Source organism: Bartonella sp. A05 (assembly GCF_026930145.1).
Lineage (GTDB): Bacteria > Pseudomonadota > Alphaproteobacteria > Rhizobiales > Rhizobiaceae > Bartonella.
The window spans coordinates 141,262-161,086 of sequence record NZ_JANHOJ010000004.1 but is presented as its reverse complement, the minus strand read 5'-3'; the positions used below and the strand labels follow the sequence as shown (position 1 = coordinate 161,086).

Sequence of the window (19,825 nt, the reverse complement as noted above, 5' to 3'; positions counted from 1 at the left end):
ACTATTTTTGTGTATCATTTTTATATACAAAAGGAGCCTTTTATCATAAATGAGCTTGGTTGAAGTTCTTTTGTTTTGCATATAATTTAAAGAGAGTAAATTGCTTGCTTTAGTCTTGTAAAGAAACAAGATCTTGATCACCGGTTCTTGACTCCGGGAAGAAGGGAGAAAGCTTATGCCGGCAATACAGGAAACAATACGTCAGGTACGTGAAATAGATGTTGACCAATATAAATACGGTTTTGAAACTAATATTGAAACAGATAAAGCGCCAAAAGGTTTGAATAAAGATATTATTCGTTTCATTTCCGCTAAAAAATGCGAGCCTGAATGGATGTTAGCATGGCGTTTGCAAGCTTTTCATCGTTGGTCTGAAATGGAAGAACCTAATTGGGCACGTATAAAATATCCAAAGATTAATTTTCAGGAGCTTTATTATTACGCAGCACCTAAAAATCATACGGGGCCAAAATCTTTGGATGAAGTTGATCCTGAATTATTAGCCACTTATGAAAAACTTGGCATTCCTCTCAAGGAGCAGGAAATTTTGGCTGGAGTGCAAAAACAGGCTGATTTTTCACCTTCCAGTGATAATATGTATGCATCAGGGCGAGTTGCTGTTGATGCAGTTTTTGATTCCGTTTCTGTTGTGACGACGTTTAAAGAAGAGTTAGCGCGTGCGGGTGTCATTTTTTGTTCTATTTCAGAGGCTATTGTTGAACATGCTAATCTTATTAAGGAATATTTAGGTGCAGTTGTTCCGGTCGGTGATAATTATTATGCTGCTTTAAATGCAGCTGTTTTCACAGATGGTTCATTTGTTTATATTCCTAAAGGTGTTCGCTGTCCCATGGAGCTTTCAACCTATTTTAGGATTAATGAGCGCAATACAGGCCAATTTGAGCGAACACTGATTATTGCGGATGAAGATTCCTATGTTTCTTATCTTGAGGGGTGTACTGCGCCTCAACGTGATGAAAACCAACTTCATGCTGCTGTTGTTGAACTTATTGCGCTAAAGAATGCAGAAATTAAATATTCCACCGTACAAAATTGGTATCCCGGCGATAAAGAAGGACAGGGGGGGATTTATAATTTTGTAACTAAGCGTGGAGATTGTAGAGGTGATAATTCTAAAATCTCATGGACTCAGATTGAGACTGGTTCTGCAATTACTTGGAAATATCCATCTTGCTTACTACGTGGTGATAATTCACGTGGGGAGTTTTATTCTATCGCTGTCGCGAATGGTCATCAACAGATTGATTCCGGTACAAAAATGATCCATTTAGGAAAAAATACATCAAGCCGTATCATTTCTAAAGGTATTTCTGCTGGTTTTTCAAATAACACTTATCGCGGACAGCTCACTGCTCACCGAAAAGCGCAGAATGCACGTAATTTTACTCAATGCGACAGTTTGTTAATTGGCAATAACTGTGGTGCTCATACAATACCTTATATTGAAGCAAAAAATGCGACAGTTCAATTTGAACATGAGGCAACAACATCAAAAATCTCCGACGATCAGCTTTTTTATGTTATGCAGCGGGGAATTCCTGAGGAAGAGGCTATTGCATTAATCGTTAATGGCTTTGTAAAAGAAGTTATTCAAAAACTTCCAATGGAATTTGCTGTTGAAGCGCAAAAGCTTATCGGTATCAGCCTTGAAGGTAGCGTAGGCTAATTGTTCATTAGGTCACATGATACGTTGAGTGTATATCAGCAAACAGGATTAATTATATGTTAGAGATCAAAAATTTGCACGCCCGTATTTCTAAAACCGATACAGAAATTATTCGTGGTTTAAATTTAACAGTTCAGGATGGCGAAGTTGCTGCCATTATGGGGCAAAATGGAGCCGGAAAATCTACTTTATCTTATTTGCTTGCTGGTCGTGATGATTATGAAGTAACAGAAGGTGATATTTTATATAATGGACGCTCTATTTTAGAAATGGATCCAGCAGAACGTGCTGCATTTGGTGTATTTCTTGCCTTTCAATATCCCATGGAAATACCTGGTATTGCAACAATGGAATTTCTAAAGGTGGCTATGAACTCTCAACGCAAACTCCGTGGTGAGGAAGAGCTTAAAGTTCCAGAATTTATTAAACGTGTTAAAGAAATTTCTTCTAAGCTTGAAATAGATATGTCTATGCTCAAGCGTCCATTGAATGTTGGTTTTTCAGGTGGAGAAAAAAAGAGAGCTGAAATACTTCAAATGGCTCTGCTTGAACCTACACTTTGTATTTTAGATGAAACGGATTCTGGTTTAGATATTGATGCGCTAAAAATTGTTGCAGAGGGTGTGAATAGACTGCGTAGTGACAAGCGTTCATTTTTGGTTATTACGCACTATCAGCGCCTTCTTGATTATATTGTGCCTGATACAGTTCATGTTCTTTATAAAGGTCGTATTATAAAAAGTGGAGATAAATCACTCGCGCTTTATTTAGAAAAAAATGGATATGCTGATATTATCGGTGAAGCAGCTTAAGGTTCTTGAATATGCATATGAACTCACAGCGAGAATTGATAGCAGTTGAAACGGATATTATAAATCATTTTAACCAACGTATTGATGATTTACCCGGTAATAGGGCCGTGCGTGATGTACGCAAAAAAGCTATTAAATTATTTCAAAAAGCGCAACTTCCTTCACGTAAAATTGAAAGTTGGCATTACACTAATCTGCGCTCTTTATTAAAATCTGTTAGTGATTTTTCAGAAAAAAATAGTGAGCAATTGGTTGAATCTTTACTCTCAGATAGTGCTATTTTTTCTATTGAAAATGGCAAAACATTTATGCAGTCGAAAATAGAAGGCGTAAAAGTAAAACGTTTTGTCGATGTGTTGGAAGAAGATCCTACAAAAATAGATCAAGTCACTGCGGATGAAGATTTTATTGGGCAATTAAATACAGCTTTTGTTACAGATGGTTGGTTTTTTCAGATTTCTAAAAATACAAAATTAGCCGCTCCTATTGAATTGCAAAATATTCAAATGAGCGGGCAGTCGCATATTTTTTCGGAAATCAAAATTGGTAAAAACAGCCAAGCCACGATTATTGAGCGCCAGATTGGTAATAGTCAAGATACTTTTGTTAGTTCGATATTTTCATTAGATGTTGCAGCGCATAGCAACGTTACGTGGATTCTTATTCGAGATCTAGGTTTTGATGCTACGCAATTTAGTCGATTTCGTGCTATGCTCGGTGAGGATGCTAGGTTATCGCTTTATGTAATTAACATAGGTAGCCAACTTAATCGTCAAGAAATTGATATTGAATTACAGGGGCAAGCATCTAATTTTCAATTACGGGTAATAAATTTATTATCTGGAAAGACGCATAGTGATCTTACGATGACTGTTCACCATCTTGAAGAAAAATCAACTTCTACAGAGATTATACGCAATGTTGTTACCGATAAAGCGCATGGTGTTTTCCAAGGAATGATACGTGTTGCACAAAAAGCTCAAAAAACAGATGCACGCATGGCTTGTAATAGTCTCATTCTTGCAGATGATGCAGAATTTGATATAAAACCTGAATTAGAGATTTTTGCTGATGATGTTACGTGCGCTCATGGTGCGACAGTCGCTAAAATTAACCATGATCACCTTTTTTATCTAATGGCACGTGGTATTTCTTTTAAAATTGCTCGTGGGCTTTTAATTAAAGGGTTCGTTTCAGAATTAATTGATGATATCAAGCAGGATAACGTTAAATCTGCTCTAGATAATGTTATTGGTAAGTGGTTAGAAAAAAATGTTTGAGGCAGAAAAAGTAGAAAATAACGTAGAAACATTAAGTTATGATGTAGAAGCTATTCGACGTGATTTTCCTATTTTACAATGTAATATTTATGGTAAGCGATTGGCTTACCTTGACAGCGGTGCATCTGCTCATAAGCCGCAATCGGTGCTAAATGCAATGAGTAGTTTCTATCAATGTCATTACGCCAATGTGCATAGAGGCATGCATTTTTTGTCCAATGCAGCAACACAATCTTATGAAGATGCTCGCGAAACAGTTCGTTCTTTTTTAAATGCTCCAACTACCGAGGAAATTGTTTTTACGAAAAATGCAACGGAAGCCATTAATACCGTTGCCTATGGTTGGGGAATGCCTAAATTGAATGAAGGTGATGAAATTGTTCTCACAATTATGGAACATCATTCAAATATTATTCCTTGGCATTTTATTCGTGAAAAAAAGGGGGTTAAGCTTATTTTTGTGCCAGTTGATGAGAATGGTATTTTACATATTGAGGATTTTAAAAAGGCTTTAAGCGATAAAACACGGCTTGTCACTATCACACATATGTCTAATATATTAGGCACTGTACCTCCTGTTAAGGAGATAGTTCAGTTAGCGCATGAAAATGCTATTCCTGTTCTTATTGATGGTTCTCAAGGAGCAGTGCATTTAACAGTTGATGTGCAAGATCTTGATTGTGACTGGTATGTTTTTACTGGTCATAAGCTTTATGGCCCTACAGGTATCGGTGTTCTTTATGGTAAAAAATATCGATTAGAGGAAATGTACCCTTTTCAGGGAGGGGGAGAGATGATTGAGGAAGTGACTGTTGATAAAGTTTCTTATAGCACTCTTCCCTATCGTTTTGAAGCTGGTACTCCTCCCATAGTTGAAGCTGTTGGGTTAGCTGCTGCTATTGATTACGTACGAGAAAAGAACAGAACTGCTATTCACGCGCATGAAGTGGCACTTTTGGATTATGCACATAACAAGCTTGAAACGGTTAAATCGTTACATATTTATGGCCGGTCTCCCAATAAAGGCGCTATTATATCTTTTGAAGTTGAAGGCATTCATGCGCACGATATTGCTATGTTTATTGATCGGCAAGGTGTTGCTATACGTGCAGGAACGCATTGCGCACAACCTTTATTACAACGTTTTGGTTTAACATCTACTTGTCGTGCATCGTTAGCTATGTATAGTAATCACGAAGATATTGATCAATTTGTTGAAGCATTGGAAAAAGCAAGGATGTTTTTTAATGATTGAACCAATTGAAGAATCGCATTCTACTCCATTTGATGATGTGAAGAGTGAAGAAAGTCAAACGCATGTATCAGCGATACCGGCTGATGAGATTGAGCGTATGACGAATGATATCATTGCTGCTTTAAAAACAGTTTATGATCCGGAAATTCCTGCTGATATTTATGAGTTAGGACTTATTTATCGTATTGATATTGAAGATGATCGTTCGGTAAAAATTGAAATGACACTTACAGCGCCGGGGTGTCCTGTTGCAGGTGAAATGCCGGGTTGGGTGGAAAATGCAGTGAGTGCAGTTGAAGGTGTTTTGCATGTCGAGGTAACCATGACATTTGATCCACCGTGGACACCTGAATGCATGTCAGAAGAAGCGCAAATCGCTGTCGGATGGTACTAAAAAGGCTATAATTTTTTAATTTTAATCTATACGATAAAGTTATTCATTAAGTTATTTTCTGATTCCAACGAAATGACCAGGAAATTCAATTTTAGCAAATGTAGGGAGCTTATTCAGTGTACAGAAGGTTTATTCGGGTGAAGAAAATTTTTATATAGATGGCACTCTACGATTTGGGTTTTCTCACGAAAATTAAAAATTTTAACAGATAAACTCTTCACAAACTTAGAAGAAAAGGCGCTGTTTCTGAAGTTTACCAAGCTTTCAACTGAAATTAATTCTTTTTCAGGAGAAGTCAGAACAACGCGTTACATAATATATATTCCTTATTCCTATGAGGAGTTCAAAAGAAAACTGCAACAAAAATATTTTGATCTTATTATTCGATAATACCACACGCTAAACGTGAGCCACCTCCACCAAGCGGCAATGGCTTATCCGATTGATTGTCGCCTCCTACATGAATTATTAACGAGCGATTTTTAATTTCAGAAATTTTTTTAATTCGTGGTGCAAGCACAGTCATTGTTGCTTGGCCATGCTCATCAACATAAAGTGCAGGCAAATCACCAAGATGGCCATTGATATTGTAAGGTCCGAGATGTTTGTTAGTGTTTTGTGGATCATAGTGTCCTCCTGCAGCACCTCCAATCACGTTGTCTTTCATTTCACATGAAGGATTCATATGTACGTGAAAGCCGTGAGAACCTTTTGGTAACATAGATAAATTGGGCGTAAAAGTTAAACCGTGAGCACTTTCTTCAATTTGAATTATACCTATGGGCTTCTTTGCATTGTTTTCTCCCAATTCATAGATTGGGACTTGAATTGATGTCGCCAGTGCAGTGAGGCTGGAACTTAAAAATGCGAGTGAAACCAGTAAAGGAAAAAAAAAATTACGCATAAAACACCTTGTTGTCGCTAGTTTAATAAACAAAAATTCACACCTAGTGCAAATAGGCAGAAAAATTAAGATAGAGGAAGATCTTTTCTTTTAACGCCTTCGTGAATTCAACATAGACTTTTAAATTCGTATTTCCATTCACGGACAGTATTTTTTTCTCTTGAAGAATCGTGAACTGAAGAATCGTGAACAGTGTAAGTGCTTTTTTTCTTTCAAAAGGTGATATTGAGAAGCCTAACAGGTTTATCTACATATTGTTTTATTACGAGACAATAAATGATTACGTTTTGGAATTTTTGAGTATAACGCGATGCGTTTTTGCTGATGTATTTAGATGGGCAGAATAAGCTGATTGACTATTTGTTGTTTCATAAGAGTATGTGAAATATTCGTAATTTTTATTTTCTATATTTTCATATGTTCCATATTAAGAATAGTACACTATTTGTTTTTATAGATTAATTAGGGGCTAATGATAATGAAAAAATTTATTCTTTTATTGTGTTTGTTAATGCTCACTGCTTGTAATAATGTAGCTACGCAGACGCAGCTGAGCGGAATTGTTGATCCAAATTATAGAGGTAATTTTCAAACTCGAAAGATGGTTGTTTTGGGCGTTGGTATGCCAACCCATGAACAAAAAATTCTAGAAGATACCTTAGCAAAATCTCTCGTCAAATACGATACTCAAATCTTGCGTGGATTGGATATTTTTCCTCCGACTAGGGGTTATTCAGAAAAAGACATTTATAAAATTGCAGAAAGCAGAGAAATTTATAAAATTGCAGAAAATCAAGGTGCGGATACTATTTTAATTATCAGTGCTTATGATCGTGATGTATTAGAAAAATATGTTCCTCCGACATATCACCCTGAAAAATCTACGAGTCATGTTTCTGTATCTGACAACTCTGCCACTGTTGAGACATACACAACGCCTGGTTATACGAGTGGAGGCTATACTATCGATAAACCATTGATGAGAATTAATGTGCATCTTAGAAATGCAAAAAACCAAGAAACTATATGGGTGGCTAAAGGTATAAGCGTTGGTAACGGTTATGCATCATTTTCTGATTTAGCAGCTAGTGTTGCTGAAACAACTATCGAAAAGTTATCCAAAGAAGGACTTATTGCTTTAAAAAAACGGCGTTGATGTCGCAGGCAAAGTGATTCAGGAACGGCGGAAGCTCTGAGCATTTAACGATAAAAACTAGAATTTTGGCAAGCCCATTACTTTAATGATCGTGATAATGTTCATTGGTAACAACGAGTGGAAGACGCTCTTTGCAAGATCAATGTACAAAAGTATCACCAATATAACACTTCGCCCAAAAATTTTCCGTCAAATGATAATAATAATGTTTCAGTCACAAACAAATTTATTCTGCTAAACGTAGAAAATATTAGTTTTCTCGACAAACTGTTTGATATTTTTAAGAAGTAGGAATTTCTTTTCCATTGAGTTTCATATCCTCGATGACTTCTGAAACGAGGTTCATAATACCCTTCTAGGGCATTTTCTACTTGAGCATCTAGTCATGAAAGAGAACGAGGATTCAGCGCGCAAGCCAATAACAAATATGCTAAATCTTTAATTGAGCGTCTTAGTGTTGTTTTCGAAAGCAGAACAATGGCTTTTGGTGCCGAAGTGGTGAATTTTAGTATAGCCACTATTGCTTCAGCTGTTGCTGATTATAATGAATGGATTGTGTCACTTTCACTGTGCAACGACAAGACGGAACAGAAAAAGTAGTGGTTTTGACAACTAAAGCTCACTAGTCAGTGGCTTGTTTGCTTGAGAGAGCAATTCCATGGGAATGCACAATGAACAGAATAGACAAAACCCATTTGAAAAAATGGCTTTTAAAGTGCTGAATGATCTCTGTAATCCTAAAAGAAAAGCAAAAATATTGTTGTCAAATCACGGAACAGCTTTATATATAAATACATAATGTATTTATTATTTAATTAAAAATAGTGAAACTAAGCTGTGTATACACCATGAGTGTACCGAAAAATTGCATTTTAAAAAGATGAGTGTAGTTCTGTGAAAAATTACAGTTTAAGATTATTTTTATTTTTTTTCATCTTTTTTTTACAAATCAGCAGTGCAGTTGCTGTTTATGATTATGATTTTTCTTTTTCTTATAAAGATAGGTATAATGATGATCGTTATGAGGATAATAGCGGTCTGTATAATGAATGGAATACTTCTCCTCCTTATAAAAGGCTTGTTAATATTCGGACTCATGACAATAGGGTATTTTGCTACACTCCAAAGATTGAGAATGGTGATGGCTATGTTGTTCTTGGCATATGTTCAGAGGACAAATCGCGTAAAGCCGTATATGATGTTTTTCAGAGGATTGCTTGGGAGGTTAATGGTTTTTGGCTGTGCATGACAGCACCGAGTTCTGTGACAGGTATTGGTAGGCGTTCAACCGAAAGCTGGGATTATCTTCGGCTAAGTCCATGTGTCATCAATGATGCAAACCAACGGTGGATTATTGAAGACAGAGCTGTTTATACGGCTGATAGGAGGTTCCGGGTTAAAGACTATTATTGGAAAACCTATATTTCAAAAAACTCAGGAGATTATCACGATCATACAATCGACAAGAGCGATGAGATGGATAGATGGATAAAAACGATTGCGCAGCCGGTCAATTTGAGCTCCAAAATATTTATAGGTTGGAAAGAGGTAACGCGTAACAGTTTTAAGATGTACTATATTTCAAATAATGGTCCCAAACCAGATGTCTATGATTTTTACTACAATCCGGAAAATGGTCACATAGCTGTCTATTATTATTCTACAGGCAAAATGTATTGTATTACGTCCCGACAAACTGATTCAGAAGATCGGAATTGGGTTGCTTTAATATCATGCGCAGACAGCGACAGAGGAAAGGATGCTAATTATTGGAATGTTGGTTATTTGGCTGGAGGTGTAGGCTCTATTTTGGATTATAAGGGCCGTCCTTTGAGAGTTGCTCGACAGGGCTCCAAGTGGGGCGTTCCTTATACGATAAAAACGTCTTCTCTTAAAGATGATACAAAGGATTCACCTACGTCTGAGTTTAGTGTGTCGTATGATTTGCAGCGTTGGAATCATTACGTTTATGGCAATTTACTAGATGCACTTTCCTATTGTCCGGCTGTTGATAGCAAGCCGGTTGTTAATAGCGAGCTAGCTGCCGCTACTGAAATTTCTAAACCTATTCCTACTCCATCTTCCAAATATCTAAGAAGAGTCAAGCGTGAGTTGCCAAGTGAATTTCAACTGACCGACGAATGGCGCGCACGGCTTTATGAAATTGTGACCTCTACAAGAGATGGTGATACAATTGCAGCAGGCGCATGTGGCGTGTGTCTTTTGCAAACTTATGAGATGATTATGGAGCTGCAGCAATCTTATCCAAACAATCCTTCTTTCTCTGGTAGAAGAGGTTTTTTCTTTGATATTCAGCCGGGTATAGATCCGATGATTTCGTTCAGAGAAAGATATCCTGCTGTTTACAATTACTTGCAAGATGCTCCTCGAGTGTATGGTCGTGATTATGTTTTGCCTTCAAATGATTCAAATATTGTATCACAAGATTTTACTATGAGAATTTTGGAATCAATAACAGAAATTATGTTACCACGTTATATTTGGAGGCGGTCACCTATATTGACTAATCGTTCTGCAATGATCAATCACTTCAGAGAAATGCTGGCTGCATCTGCGGGAACAATGTGGATAGTTGTGCTAGACTATCGTTTGCCAAATGGAGAAACACAAGGGCACGCACAACCAATAGTTCGTGGCAATAATGGACTGTATCTGTTGCCGACAAATGCTGAATTAACGCGTGCACAGTTTAACGCTTATACTGCAGAAATTAATAATCCAGAAGTCGCCTATAGGCGACTTAGTGGAGAAGATTCTATTAATTTTATGACAACATTGCAGCTAGTCGGGTTAGAATCAAAGCCTTTGAACTTTGTTATGTCACAAAGTAATTGCACTGGAGAGGGAGAAGGCAGAAGAGGTACGAAGCATTTTCCAACAAGTACTACGGTGAGTCAGTGTTCAGATGGCGGAAGATGCGCTATTCAGTAAGAAAATGAAAAGATCTGTGTGTGTTACGAAAGCAGTTGATACGAAAGCAGTTGAAGAGTAAATATGTTTTTGTCTGTGAGGGTAACGCAACAGCTAAAATGAAAATAAAGCGACTTTATTGATAGCTCTATTTTTATATTATTATACACTTTACAGATGCAAAATTTAAAGAAATAGCAGGGGAGGTTGAAGGACAGCAATCAGCTATTTTTTAAAACGAGTTGAAAAATCCTATTCGCTAACCTTATTTTATCATCCCTTACCTTGAAAAAAATCTAATAAAATCAAATCACTATAGCGTAAAATTTATATAGCATAAAAATTCATGCATGGCGGAGGGGGTGGGATTCGAACCCACGGTACAGTTCCCTGCACGCCGGTTTTCAAGACCGGTGCCTTAAACCACTCGACCACCCCTCCAAAATAAAAATATTATTTTAGAGAAAACATTAAGCCTTTTTACAAAATTTTTACAAAAGGTCAATCACTTAAATTAAGCATTTTTAATTAATTGTTTGGATATTTTAATCACAACTAATTCTTAAATTATATATTCTTTTTTATACTAATAATACACAATTCCACATTATAGAAACACTTAATTACATAGAAAGCTAAAAACTGTAACAATGACAATACCAACTATTGATCCTATCATAGCACCCATTATTATGCCAGCAGGGAGCGCTACACTTGTACCCATGGCGATAATTGGACCAAATCCTGGCAGAGAAATGTAACCATAAGCAGCAAGAATTGCTGCAATTGCTCCTGATAGACTACCATTTATTCCCCCAATGAGTGCAGATTCTCTAATAGAATGATAGATTTCTTTTAAAAAAGTTTTCTTTTGAATATTTGAATTAATATCGTTGTAAGCTTCAAAATCAATCATATTATTTTCTCTCATTTGAAATACTAATTATTCCAGAATAATCTACCGATATGAGAAAATGGCACTTGTTGAATTCTACTAAAGCGCGCCAAATACCTTTGTCATCTAAACGCAATTGTTTAATATCGAGGCCATTTTTCATTATACGTTTTTTAATTTGTGAAGCAGTAAATGAGTTTTGTCCTGCTTTAGTGATATTTTTTTGGATGAAGATATGCTCAAGAGTTTGACAATAGGGATAGGGATTGTCAACAAGCTCATTTGATAACGCCATAATTATAGATGAGAGATAAACAATCATTATAAAAAAAGGAATTGATATAAAATTTCTCTTTAGTCTCATCTTGCAACCATTTATTAAAAAAATGTTTTTTAATATTTACTTTGTATACATTAATTTAACCTTTGCATTGCGAATTGGTTCCCAATCTATTTTGTTGAACATCATTATAAAATTTTAACTGCAAATCTTATCTTTCATAGTTTACAGTATTCATATTAATTGATGGGTTGATGATTTATATTGGTTTTAATGTGGTTTATAATACAATAAAATTTTTCTAAGCTGCTGTTCATCAACACGTTTTGCCGCTTCTGAAGCTGTAACCCATTCATATATACGTTGATTTTGTTCAGGCCATTTTTTCTCTTGATGCGAATAAAGAACAGAAAAGACATAGACACAGAATTTGCCATTTTTTACTATCGGTAAATCTAATTTTTCATATTCATAAGTACCAATAGGAGACGTCTCAACAATACCACGTATTCCAGCTTCCTCGAAAGCTTCTTGCAGCGCAGTTTGTGACAAAGTTTTTCCTGGAATTGGCCATCCTTTTGGTATAATCCATCGACCAGATCCTCGACTTGTAATAAGAAGAAATTCAATATTTTCACTTTTTACGCGATAAACGAGCGCACCGACTTGCAAAAAATGTGTATTATTTATCAAAATACGTTTGTCATAAGCTATATCAGTACCATTTATTTCTATCATATCTGCGTAATTGTTTGAGTTATTTTGTTGTGAATATCTGCATAATTTCTTTTAAGCCATCACCGGGATGTATTCCTTCTCGCATAAATAAATTACGCAATGGTGAGCAACTACGCAATAATTCAAGCCCAATATTTCGCATAATATGAATAGGCAACATATTGGAAAGTAAAGCATAGTTGAGCGCATGAACAAATCCGCTTCGAATAAATATATCAGATTTTCGGCATTGATTATAATGCGCAGTGAGCGCTTTAGAATTAGAATCGAAAGTTGTTTTTGACAGAATGTTGATCAAAGTTTGAACATCACGAAACCCTAGATTCAATCCTTGCGCTCCAATAGGAGGTAAGACATGGGCTGATTCTCCCACTAAAATTGTTCGATTGGCAGCAAAACAATCAGGAATCATACCTAAAAGAGGCCATGTTTGAACTGATGTTTCTACTATTAGCTTGCCAAGCATTGACTGCATCTGATCTTCTATTACTTTTGCAATTGCTTTTGATCCCATACTTAATAATTCTTTAGCGCGAGAAGAGTTAACAACCCATACTAAGCTAGATTGATTTTCCGGGAGAGGGACCTGTGTAAAGGGACCATTCTCTGTATGAAATTCAGTTGATATATTATTATGAGGCAAATCATGTGAAAAATTTAAAACAAGTGCTGTTTGCGGATAATTCCATTGTTTGACACCAATCCCAGCTGCAGCACGTGTTGGAGAATGACGTCCATCAGCAGCAACAATAAGTGATGCATGAATAACTCTGTTATCTGTAAGAGTAATAGATGTATGATTTTGTTGATGTCGAAAAGATTTTGCTGAAGAAAAAAACCTTATAATGTTTGACGTATGCGCAATAGAATCGCTTAAAGCCTTATTTAGTATTAAATTTGGTATATTATAACCAAAAGCTTCTTCGCCAATTTCAGCAGAACAAAAATTGACATTAGGGGCACGTACAAGCCTGGATGTTACATCAATGATTCTAATTAAAGATAAAGCTGCTGCACGATTTTTGATAGTATTCCAAATATGGAGTTCTTGAAGCATGTGAATTGCTGGCATCATAAGAGCAGTCGTTCGTAATTCATCAGCGTAAGTAGATGGACCGATAAGGGCAACAGAATAGCCTCTATGCGCAAGACTAAGTGCTGCTAACATACCAACTGGGCCTGCACCAATAACGGCAATATTCTCTTTGTTTGTTTCAAATGTCACAATTGCTTGAACCTTTCCATTATATTTTAAGTATACTTAAAATATAATAAATAAATATATTTTATAATAAATTTTATATAATAAATATTGCAAATATAAGAAGTAATCATCTTTATATAAATATTAGTCATACACTCTAGAAAAGAGGATAAAAAACGTTGAAATGTAAACTAACAGAAAAAATCCAAACTAACTCTGATCGGCTACGCCATAAAACCGTAACAATGCCACAGGCAAAAGCATTTTCTGTCCATTTGCTTACAGCTTCAGGTTCGTTTTTGGCATTTCTTTCTCTAATATCCGCAGCTGAAAAAGAATGGACTGCTATGTTTTTTTGGCTCGGTCTTGCACTTCTCGTTGATGGTATCGATGGACCAATAGCGCGTAAACTTGATGTTAAATATATACTACCAATATGGTCTGGTGAACTACTGGATAACATCATTGACTATGTGACCTATGTTTTAATTCCAGCCTTTGCGCTTTATCAAAGTGGTCTTATAGGGTCAGGATTATCGTTTTTATTGAGTGCTGTTATTGTCATTTCATCAGCTATTTACTATGCAGATACCAGAATGAAGACAAAAGAAAACTTTTTTAAAGGGTTTCCTGTCGTTTGGAATATGGTTGTTTTCGTACTTTTTGTGGTAAAACCGGAAGAATGGATTGCTTTCACCATTGTTATTTTATCAGCAATTATATCTTTTTTACCAATTTATTTTATCCACCCAGTAAGAGTTATTCGTTTACGTGCACTTAATCTTTCTATTTTTCTCATGTGGTGCTTCTTTAGCATTGCTGCATTTTTTTACCAACTGAATGTTCCATCTTGGGTTAAGATTGGAATTTTATCAACTGGTATTTATATTTATTGTATCGGTGCTATCATGCAAGTATTCCCCAACTTAGGTGCGCAAAAAAATAACAAAAAATGATAGAATTTCTTTTATTATGGGAGAAAAGAATATCGGGTCAGTGAACTATCTGACCCAACTTTCTTTTTAATTTTTAAAAATACATTTAACACTAACACTTAGTAAAAAGGTACCCACCACAAATCCCAGTTACTTTTGAAGGGTGTAGAAAATATCCACAAAAGTGTTGATGTTAAACCCCAAACTGCCATTGCCATAATATCAATGCCCTTTCTAATTTAGTTCCATAATATATATTATGCGATAATATGATATGAGATAATAAAAAGGGTCCCCCGATTGATATGAGATATACCCCCCATCTTATACGCAATAAATACGTAATGCTCATATTATTGTCATAATATGAGCATTATTAAAACATCATTATGGCAATAATGTGTTGATTATTTAAATTGAGAATAATTTCTAGTCAGCGCGTGTTTCGAAAGTAAGGCCTTGATAAGCAGGTTCAACATGTGATGGGACATAATTTACAACATCATCATAATCAAGTGAACCACTCATATGTGTTAATATAGCACGTTTCGGTTTTAAATACTCTATCCAATGCAATGCTTGATCAACTGAAAAATGGCTTGAATGAGGTTTAAATTGAAGAGCATCAATAATTAAAACATCTAAATTCATCAGGTTTGGTAGTGCTTTGGTAGGAAATTGGTTAACATCTGTGCAATAAGCAACATTACCAATACGAAAACCCAGAGAATGGATAACACCGTGAGATTGTGGATGTGTACGAAAAGTAATTGCCCCGCCCTGACCTTGGACTGTAAATATGCTTTCTTCATTAATAAGATTTTCTTTTAAAATAGGTGGATAATATGAATCTTTTGGGGTCTGAAAACAAAAACTGGATGCATTTTTAAGATTCTCTAGCGTAAATGCATCGGCGTAAATATCTATCAAACATTTTTGTGCATGTGCATAACACCGTAAATCACCAATACCATAACAGTGATCTGAGTGAAAATGTGTGTAAATAGCAGCATCAAGATGGCTAACACGTGCATTAATCATTTGTAATCGAAAATCTGGACCAGTATCAATAACAACTGTTGTTTTTTTATCTGATGTATGAATGCGTTCAACTAATAAAGAGCTTCTATAGCGTTTATTTTTAGGATTATCCGGATTACAATCCCCCCAATAACCGTTTGGATGAGGTACTCCCATAGATGAGCCACACCCTAATATTGTAAACCGATATTTATCAAACATGCTTTTTTAACCTTATTTCATTTTGCTAAACAAACGAAAAGCATTCTGTGTTGTTATGTGAGCTGTTTCTTCAATACTTAAGCCAATTGTTTTTGCTAAAACAGCCACTGTATGACGCACAAAAGATGGTTCATTTGTTTTTCCTCTATAGGGAACCGGCGCCAAAAATGGTGCATCAGTCTCAACGAGTAAGTGCTTATGTGGAATGATTTTCGCTATTTCACGGATTTCAGATGCATTTTTGAAAGTGAGAATACCTGAAAAAGATATATAACCACCAAGTGCAATGCTAGCGCGAGCAAGTTGTATTCCAGACGAAAAACAATGCAGAACAAATGGAAAGCTTCCCTCTTTCATTTGTTCACGTAATATCTGCTCCATATCCGTATCAGCATTTCGTGAATGAATTACAATAGGTAACTGTGTTTCTCGAGAAGCGGTGATATGTTCTAGGAGACTTTCCTTTTGTTCTTGCGGTGAAGCATAGTCATAATAATAATCGAGCCCAACTTCACCAAGTGCGACAATTTTAGGATGTTTCGACAAACAAATAAGATCTTCAGCTTTAATATTTTTCTCTTTTTCTTCATGCGCGTAATTTGGATGTGTGCCGACGGAACAAAACACCTGTTCATAAGTTTCTGCAATTTCTAAAAGTTTATCCAATTTATGAACATGTGTTGAAATTGTTATCATACGTCCAACATCAGCAGCCAAAGCTCGTTGAACAACACCATCCAAATCTTGTGTGAACTCTTCAAAATCAAGGTGACAGTGTGTATCAATGAGCATCATTAGTTCAGCCTTCTTTAATAGTATAACGTGGGAAAATTGGTTCTGGTTTTGGAAGAGTTATACCTTCTTTAATTTTACAGTTGCTTATATGGTACAATAATCGATCTTTTTCAGCTATTGCAAGGCTATCAAGAAGCTTAGCAGCTGATTGCGGAATGAAAGGCAAAAGCATAATGCCTATCCGCCGCAAAACTTCCACAGTCACATAAAGAACTGTACAAAATCTTTCTGAATTATTTTTACGTAAATTCCAAGGCTCTTCATTTGCAAAATAGCGGTTAGCGTCAGCTATAACAGAAAAAACAGCTGAAAGCGCTAAATGTGGTGCCTGGCGCGCCATTGCTTGACGTGCTATTTCAAGCGCTTCAAGAGATTGTTCTAAAAGTTGCGTATCTTGAACTGAAAATGCTGCTGGTACAGGAACTTTTAAATCACAATGTTTTTCAATCATAGACAAAGAGCGCTGCGCCAAATTACCAAGATCATTAGCAAGATCTGCATTAATGCGGTTCACAAAACTCTCATGGTTATAACTGCCATCTTGCCCAAATGGCACTTCACGGAGAAAAAAGTAACGTACCTGATCGAGACCGTAACGATCGATCATTTCAAAAGGATCAACAACATTTCCAACAGACTTTGACATTTTTGTACCGCAATTGAGCAAAAAGCCATGTGCAAAAATGCGCTTAGGCAATTCAATTCCAGCTGACATCAAAAATGCTGGCCAATAGATTGCATGAAAACGAATAATGTCTTTACCAATGATATGATTATTTGCAGGCCAAAAATCACGTGTTTTTGAGGTTTCATCGAAAAAGCTAATTGCAGTGAGATAATTTGTAAGTGCATCAACCCATACATACATTACATGCTTTGGATTACCAGGAACGGGAACTCCCCAATTAAAATTCGTCCGTGAAATAGAGATATCTTTCAAACCTGATTTAATAAAACTTATAATTTCGTTACGTCGTTCATTGGGACCAATGAAATCAGGATATTTTTCATGATGCTCAAGAAGAGATTCTTCATAACGGGAAAGTCTAAAAAAATAACTTTCCTCTTCATTCCATTCAACTGGAGATCCCAATTCTTTCTCATAACGAACTCCGTTTTCCCTAATTTCAGTATCCTTTTCTTCATAGTAAGCCTCTTGACGAACGGAATACCAACCAGCATAACGATCAAGATAAATATCGCCATTCGCTTCCATCTTTTTCCAAATCGCTTGACATGCTTGATGATGCCGCTCTTCTGTTGTGCGAATGAAATCGTCATTAGAACAATTTAATGCTGTGAGCATTTTTTGAAAAATAGCACTATTGCGATCTGCAAGTTGTTGAGGTGTTATATTCAATGCTTCTGCGGTTTGTTGCATTTTTAAACCATGCTCATCCGTACCGGATAAGAAAAATACATCTTTACCATCTGATCGTTGAAACCGAGCTAGAGCATCACTTGCAATTGCATTATAGGCATGTCCAATATGCGGAGCGCCATTAGGATAAAAAATTGGAGTTGTTATATAATATGTATCACGCATGTTATACCCACTGAATTGCAATAAAGGATATAATCACATAACGCTTGTCAATTGCATTGTCACGGAAAAAGCTCGTATTCGTGAATGATCTTATGAACTTTAAAAAGCATATTGATAACAAACTGCTTTTTATCAAGATTAAATGATCGCAGTTCTACTATCTCTTGATGAATATCTCGCCATGTTTGTGCACACTGTTTTGAGAGAGAAAAGGCACCCTTTTCAGCTAGCATGAAAGCTCTTTTTCGAACTATATCAAGAACTTCATCACAAAATTGTTTAAATTGGATATCTGCATCAAAAGATGAAAGTGTTTGGGCAAGGTTGTGTACAATAACAGGATTACAAGTAGAGTTTTTTAAGAGATTATCAATAGTTTTAACAATTTCAAGTCCACCATAGCAAATAAGTAAGGCCGCTTTTCGAAGGCTGCCTTGGGATTTTTGCATGATTGTTTCGATTTCTGTATCAGTCAGCATCTGATTAGAACAAACATGTGAAATAGCTTGCTTCATCTCATCATTATGCAATGGTCGTAAAGAAACCTGTTGGCAACGTGAACGAATTGTCGGAAGTAATTTTCCTAGAGAATGCGTAATGATAATGAATAAAGTCTTCTTTGGAGGTTCTTCAAGCATTTTGAGAATTGCATTAGCGGCATTTTTATTCATATCATCTGCAGGATCAATGATAACAATACGCCATCCTCCATCTTGAGATGTTTGGTTTAAAAAATGCATAACATCGCGAATATCGTCAATTGTTATAGCTGTTTTGAACTTTTTTGTTTTAAAATCAAAGTGACGTGAAACATGTAATAGAGCAGGATGGCTGCCCTGTGCAATCTGGTTCCATATGATTGAATTATGCTCTGGCTGTAGAAACCCATTCTTTTGATTGCTTAAAATATTCCAAGCAAAATGAAAAGCTAATGTCGCCTTTCCAATTCCCTGCTCTCCTTCAAACAATAAAGCATGATGTAAACGCTCTTCTCTACGCATTTGTGCTAAAAAATGGCGAACTTCTTCATGGCCAATGAGGATATTGTTTTGTGATGGGGATAAAACGCCCTCAATATCATCATATTTGCTCAAAAAATTTATATCATTCATAGGATATGATCCGACATTGTCCGATGACAGATGTCTTTTATTTGGTGCGCGATTGTTTCTATCGCGCATGTTGCATCAATAATTTGAAATCTATGAGGTTCATTTCGAGCTAATTGAAGAAAAGCTTGTCGTCTCTGTTCTTGAATATTTAATTCATCTTTTTCGAAATAATCAATTTCTTTAGTTTTTTTTCTACGCAAATTTACACGATCCATACTATATACTGCTGGAATATCTAGCAAAAACGTTAAATTGGGCATTACCCCATCTATACCAATACGCTCTAAAATAGAAAGAATATGAGAATTCACTTTACCGTTTAGACCTTGATAAACACAGGTGGAATCAACAAAGCGATCGCATAAAACAATTTTACCTGCCCGTAAAGCCGGTGCAATCACTTCAGCAACATGATCAGCGCGTGCTGCTGTAAATAAAACCGCTTCAATTAATGTTCCATATTGCTCCGCATTACCTGATAATAAAATATAGCGCATAACTTCTGCACCGACAGTTCCTCCAGGTTCTCGTGTTGTGATAACATCATATCCTTTGCTACGAAAGTACTGTGCAAGCAAAGAAACTTGGGTTGTCTTTCCCGCTCCTTCTCCTCCTTCGAATGTGATAAAATAACCCGACATATATCACCTTTTAATTTC

General features: G+C 36.0%; 19 protein-coding genes and 1 tRNA gene. 9 read left to right on the top strand and 11 right to left on the bottom strand.

Translation table 11 applies throughout. From position 1 onward, the window contains the following. The first annotated feature begins 175 nt into the window (after positions 1 to 175). Genes sufB through NPX98_RS05335 form a run of 5 tightly spaced genes read left to right on the top strand, consistent with a single transcriptional unit; the run spans position 176 to position 5,428 of the window. On the top strand, positions 176 to 1,687 hold the full coding sequence (gene sufB, locus NPX98_RS05355) for a Fe-S cluster assembly protein SufB (protein WP_269023122.1): 1,512 nt from the start codon (positions 176 to 178) through the stop codon (positions 1,685 to 1,687). A 56-nt stretch (positions 1,688 to 1,743) separates the two neighbouring features. Then, positions 1,744 to 2,499: a Fe-S cluster assembly ATPase SufC gene (sufC, locus tag NPX98_RS05350; protein ID WP_269023121.1), complete on the top strand. Its 756-nt coding sequence runs from the start codon at positions 1,744 to 1,746 to the stop codon at positions 2,497 to 2,499. Between the two features lie 11 nt (positions 2,500 to 2,510). After that, entirely contained in the window at positions 2,511 to 3,779 is a 1,269-nt protein-coding gene (gene sufD, locus NPX98_RS05345; protein ID WP_269023120.1) for a Fe-S cluster assembly protein SufD, read from the top strand. Then, the gene (locus NPX98_RS05340; RefSeq protein WP_269023119.1) at positions 3,772 to 5,034 is read left to right on the top strand and encodes a cysteine desulfurase; all 1,263 of its coding nucleotides are present in this window, start codon (positions 3,772 to 3,774) and stop codon (positions 5,032 to 5,034) included. The genes sufD and NPX98_RS05340 overlap by 8 nt, the downstream gene beginning before the upstream one ends. Beyond that, on the top strand, positions 5,027 to 5,428 hold the full coding sequence (locus NPX98_RS05335) for an SUF system Fe-S cluster assembly protein (RefSeq protein ID WP_269023118.1): 402 nt from the start codon (positions 5,027 to 5,029) through the stop codon (positions 5,426 to 5,428). Before NPX98_RS05340 ends, NPX98_RS05335 begins: the two co-directional genes overlap by 8 nt. A 379-nt stretch (positions 5,429 to 5,807) precedes the next feature. Here the strand turns inward: NPX98_RS05335 and sodC are convergent, their stop codons facing one another. Next, positions 5,808 to 6,332: a superoxide dismutase [Cu-Zn] SodC gene (sodC, locus tag NPX98_RS05330; RefSeq protein WP_269023117.1), complete on the bottom strand. Its 525-nt coding sequence runs from the start codon at positions 6,330 to 6,332 to the stop codon at positions 5,808 to 5,810. Positions 6,333 to 6,810: 478 nt separating this feature from the next. On the opposite strand from sodC, the gene NPX98_RS05325 reads away from it, so the two are divergent. The 3 genes from NPX98_RS05325 (at position 6,811) to NPX98_RS05315 (ending at position 10,440) form a co-directional block, all read left to right on the top strand. After that, complete coding sequence (locus NPX98_RS05325; RefSeq protein WP_269023116.1) at positions 6,811 to 7,488, top strand: hypothetical protein; 678 nt, start codon at positions 6,811 to 6,813, stop codon at positions 7,486 to 7,488. 477 nt (positions 7,489 to 7,965) lie between these two features. Beyond that, complete coding sequence (locus NPX98_RS05320; RefSeq protein ID WP_269023115.1) at positions 7,966 to 8,088, top strand: hypothetical protein; 123 nt, start codon at positions 7,966 to 7,968, stop codon at positions 8,086 to 8,088. 294 nt (positions 8,089 to 8,382) lie between these two features. After that, the gene (locus NPX98_RS05315) at positions 8,383 to 10,440 is read left to right on the top strand and encodes a DUF1561 family protein (protein ID WP_269023114.1); all 2,058 of its coding nucleotides are present in this window, start codon (positions 8,383 to 8,385) and stop codon (positions 10,438 to 10,440) included. Between the two features lie 330 nt (positions 10,441 to 10,770). On the opposite strand, the gene NPX98_RS05310 is transcribed toward NPX98_RS05315, so the two are convergent. From NPX98_RS05310 to NPX98_RS05290, 5 genes are all read right to left on the bottom strand, one after another. Beyond that, positions 10,771 to 10,860, bottom strand: a tRNA-Ser gene (locus NPX98_RS05310). A 178-nt stretch (positions 10,861 to 11,038) separates the two neighbouring features. Further along, on the bottom strand, positions 11,039 to 11,350 hold the full coding sequence (locus NPX98_RS05305) for a hypothetical protein (protein WP_269023113.1): 312 nt from the start codon (positions 11,348 to 11,350) through the stop codon (positions 11,039 to 11,041). Further along, positions 11,337 to 11,678 carry a hypothetical protein gene (locus NPX98_RS05300; RefSeq protein WP_269023112.1) on the bottom strand — a complete coding sequence of 114 codons (342 nt, stop codon included), beginning with the start codon at positions 11,676 to 11,678 and terminating at the stop codon, positions 11,337 to 11,339. Before NPX98_RS05300 ends, NPX98_RS05305 begins: the two co-directional genes overlap by 14 nt. A 186-nt stretch (positions 11,679 to 11,864) precedes the next feature. Next, positions 11,865 to 12,332 carry an NUDIX hydrolase gene (locus tag NPX98_RS05295; protein WP_269023111.1) on the bottom strand — a complete coding sequence of 156 codons (468 nt, stop codon included), beginning with the start codon at positions 12,330 to 12,332 and terminating at the stop codon, positions 11,865 to 11,867. Positions 12,333 to 12,351: 19 nt separating this feature from the next. Beyond that, on the bottom strand, positions 12,352 to 13,557 hold the full coding sequence (locus NPX98_RS05290) for a UbiH/UbiF family hydroxylase (protein ID WP_269023110.1): 1,206 nt from the start codon (positions 13,555 to 13,557) through the stop codon (positions 12,352 to 12,354). 158 nt (positions 13,558 to 13,715) lie between these two features. On the opposite strand from NPX98_RS05290, the gene pcsA reads away from it, so the two are divergent. Continuing rightward, positions 13,716 to 14,492, top strand: coding sequence for a phosphatidylcholine synthase (gene pcsA, locus NPX98_RS05285; RefSeq protein ID WP_329957909.1), 777 nt, complete (start codon positions 13,716 to 13,718; stop codon positions 14,490 to 14,492). 408 nt (positions 14,493 to 14,900) lie between these two features. Here the strand turns inward: pcsA and NPX98_RS05280 are convergent, their stop codons facing one another. Genes NPX98_RS05280 through tmk form a run of 5 tightly spaced genes read right to left on the bottom strand, consistent with a single transcriptional unit; the run spans position 14,901 to position 19,807 of the window. Beyond that, positions 14,901 to 15,713 carry an MBL fold metallo-hydrolase gene (locus NPX98_RS05280; protein WP_269023109.1) on the bottom strand — a complete coding sequence of 271 codons (813 nt, stop codon included), beginning with the start codon at positions 15,711 to 15,713 and terminating at the stop codon, positions 14,901 to 14,903. A 12-nt stretch (positions 15,714 to 15,725) separates the two neighbouring features. After that, the gene (locus NPX98_RS05275) at positions 15,726 to 16,505 is read right to left on the bottom strand and encodes a TatD family hydrolase (RefSeq protein ID WP_269023163.1); all 780 of its coding nucleotides are present in this window, start codon (positions 16,503 to 16,505) and stop codon (positions 15,726 to 15,728) included. A gap of 7 nt (positions 16,506 to 16,512) precedes the next feature. Continuing rightward, complete coding sequence (metG, locus tag NPX98_RS05270) at positions 16,513 to 18,054, bottom strand: methionine--tRNA ligase (RefSeq protein ID WP_269023108.1); 1,542 nt, start codon at positions 18,052 to 18,054, stop codon at positions 16,513 to 16,515. Positions 18,055 to 18,113: 59 nt separating this feature from the next. Further along, the gene (locus NPX98_RS05265; protein ID WP_269023107.1) at positions 18,114 to 19,166 is read right to left on the bottom strand and encodes a DNA polymerase III subunit delta'; all 1,053 of its coding nucleotides are present in this window, start codon (positions 19,164 to 19,166) and stop codon (positions 18,114 to 18,116) included. After that, a complete protein-coding gene (gene tmk / locus NPX98_RS05260) occupies positions 19,163 to 19,807 on the bottom strand; it encodes a dTMP kinase (protein ID WP_269023106.1) in 645 nt (214 codons plus the stop codon). The genes NPX98_RS05265 and tmk overlap by 4 nt, the downstream gene beginning before the upstream one ends. Positions 19,808 to 19,825: the final 18 nt, after the last annotated feature.

Excerpts from the sequence above, each read along its gene's own strand:
- sufD (WP_269023120.1), top strand. The coding sequence starts at position 2,511 with ATGCATATGAACTCACAGCGAGAATTGATAGCAGTTGAAACGGATATT.
- NPX98_RS05325 (WP_269023116.1), top strand. The coding sequence starts at position 6,811 with ATGAAAAAATTTATTCTTTTATTGTGTTTGTTAATGCTCACTGCTTGT.
- metG (WP_269023108.1), bottom strand. The coding sequence starts at position 18,054 with ATGCGTGATACATATTATATAACAACTCCAATTTTTTATCCTAATGGC.
- NPX98_RS05265 (WP_269023107.1), bottom strand. The coding sequence starts at position 19,166 with ATGAATGATATAAATTTTTTGAGCAAATATGATGATATTGAGGGCGTT.
- NPX98_RS05280 (WP_269023109.1), bottom strand. The coding sequence starts at position 15,713 with ATGTTTGATAAATATCGGTTTACAATATTAGGGTGTGGCTCATCTATG.
- sodC (WP_269023117.1), bottom strand. The coding sequence starts at position 6,332 with ATGCGTAATTTTTTTTTTCCTTTACTGGTTTCACTCGCATTTTTAAGT.
- NPX98_RS05340 (WP_269023119.1), top strand. The coding sequence starts at position 3,772 with ATGTTTGAGGCAGAAAAAGTAGAAAATAACGTAGAAACATTAAGTTAT.
- sufB (WP_269023122.1), top strand. The coding sequence starts at position 176 with ATGCCGGCAATACAGGAAACAATACGTCAGGTACGTGAAATAGATGTT.
- NPX98_RS05320 (WP_269023115.1), top strand. The coding sequence starts at position 7,966 with ATGGCTTTTGGTGCCGAAGTGGTGAATTTTAGTATAGCCACTATTGCT.
- NPX98_RS05335 (WP_269023118.1), top strand. The coding sequence starts at position 5,027 with ATGATTGAACCAATTGAAGAATCGCATTCTACTCCATTTGATGATGTG.
- sufC (WP_269023121.1), top strand. The coding sequence starts at position 1,744 with ATGTTAGAGATCAAAAATTTGCACGCCCGTATTTCTAAAACCGATACA.
- NPX98_RS05300 (WP_269023112.1), bottom strand. The coding sequence starts at position 11,678 with ATGAGACTAAAGAGAAATTTTATATCAATTCCTTTTTTTATAATGATT.
- NPX98_RS05275 (WP_269023163.1), bottom strand. The coding sequence starts at position 16,505 with ATGCTCATTGATACACACTGTCACCTTGATTTTGAAGAGTTCACACAA.
- NPX98_RS05295 (WP_269023111.1), bottom strand. The coding sequence starts at position 12,332 with ATGATAGAAATAAATGGTACTGATATAGCTTATGACAAACGTATTTTG.
- tmk (WP_269023106.1), bottom strand. The coding sequence starts at position 19,807 with ATGTCGGGTTATTTTATCACATTCGAAGGAGGAGAAGGAGCGGGAAAG.
- NPX98_RS05305 (WP_269023113.1), bottom strand. The coding sequence starts at position 11,350 with ATGAGAGAAAATAATATGATTGATTTTGAAGCTTACAACGATATTAAT.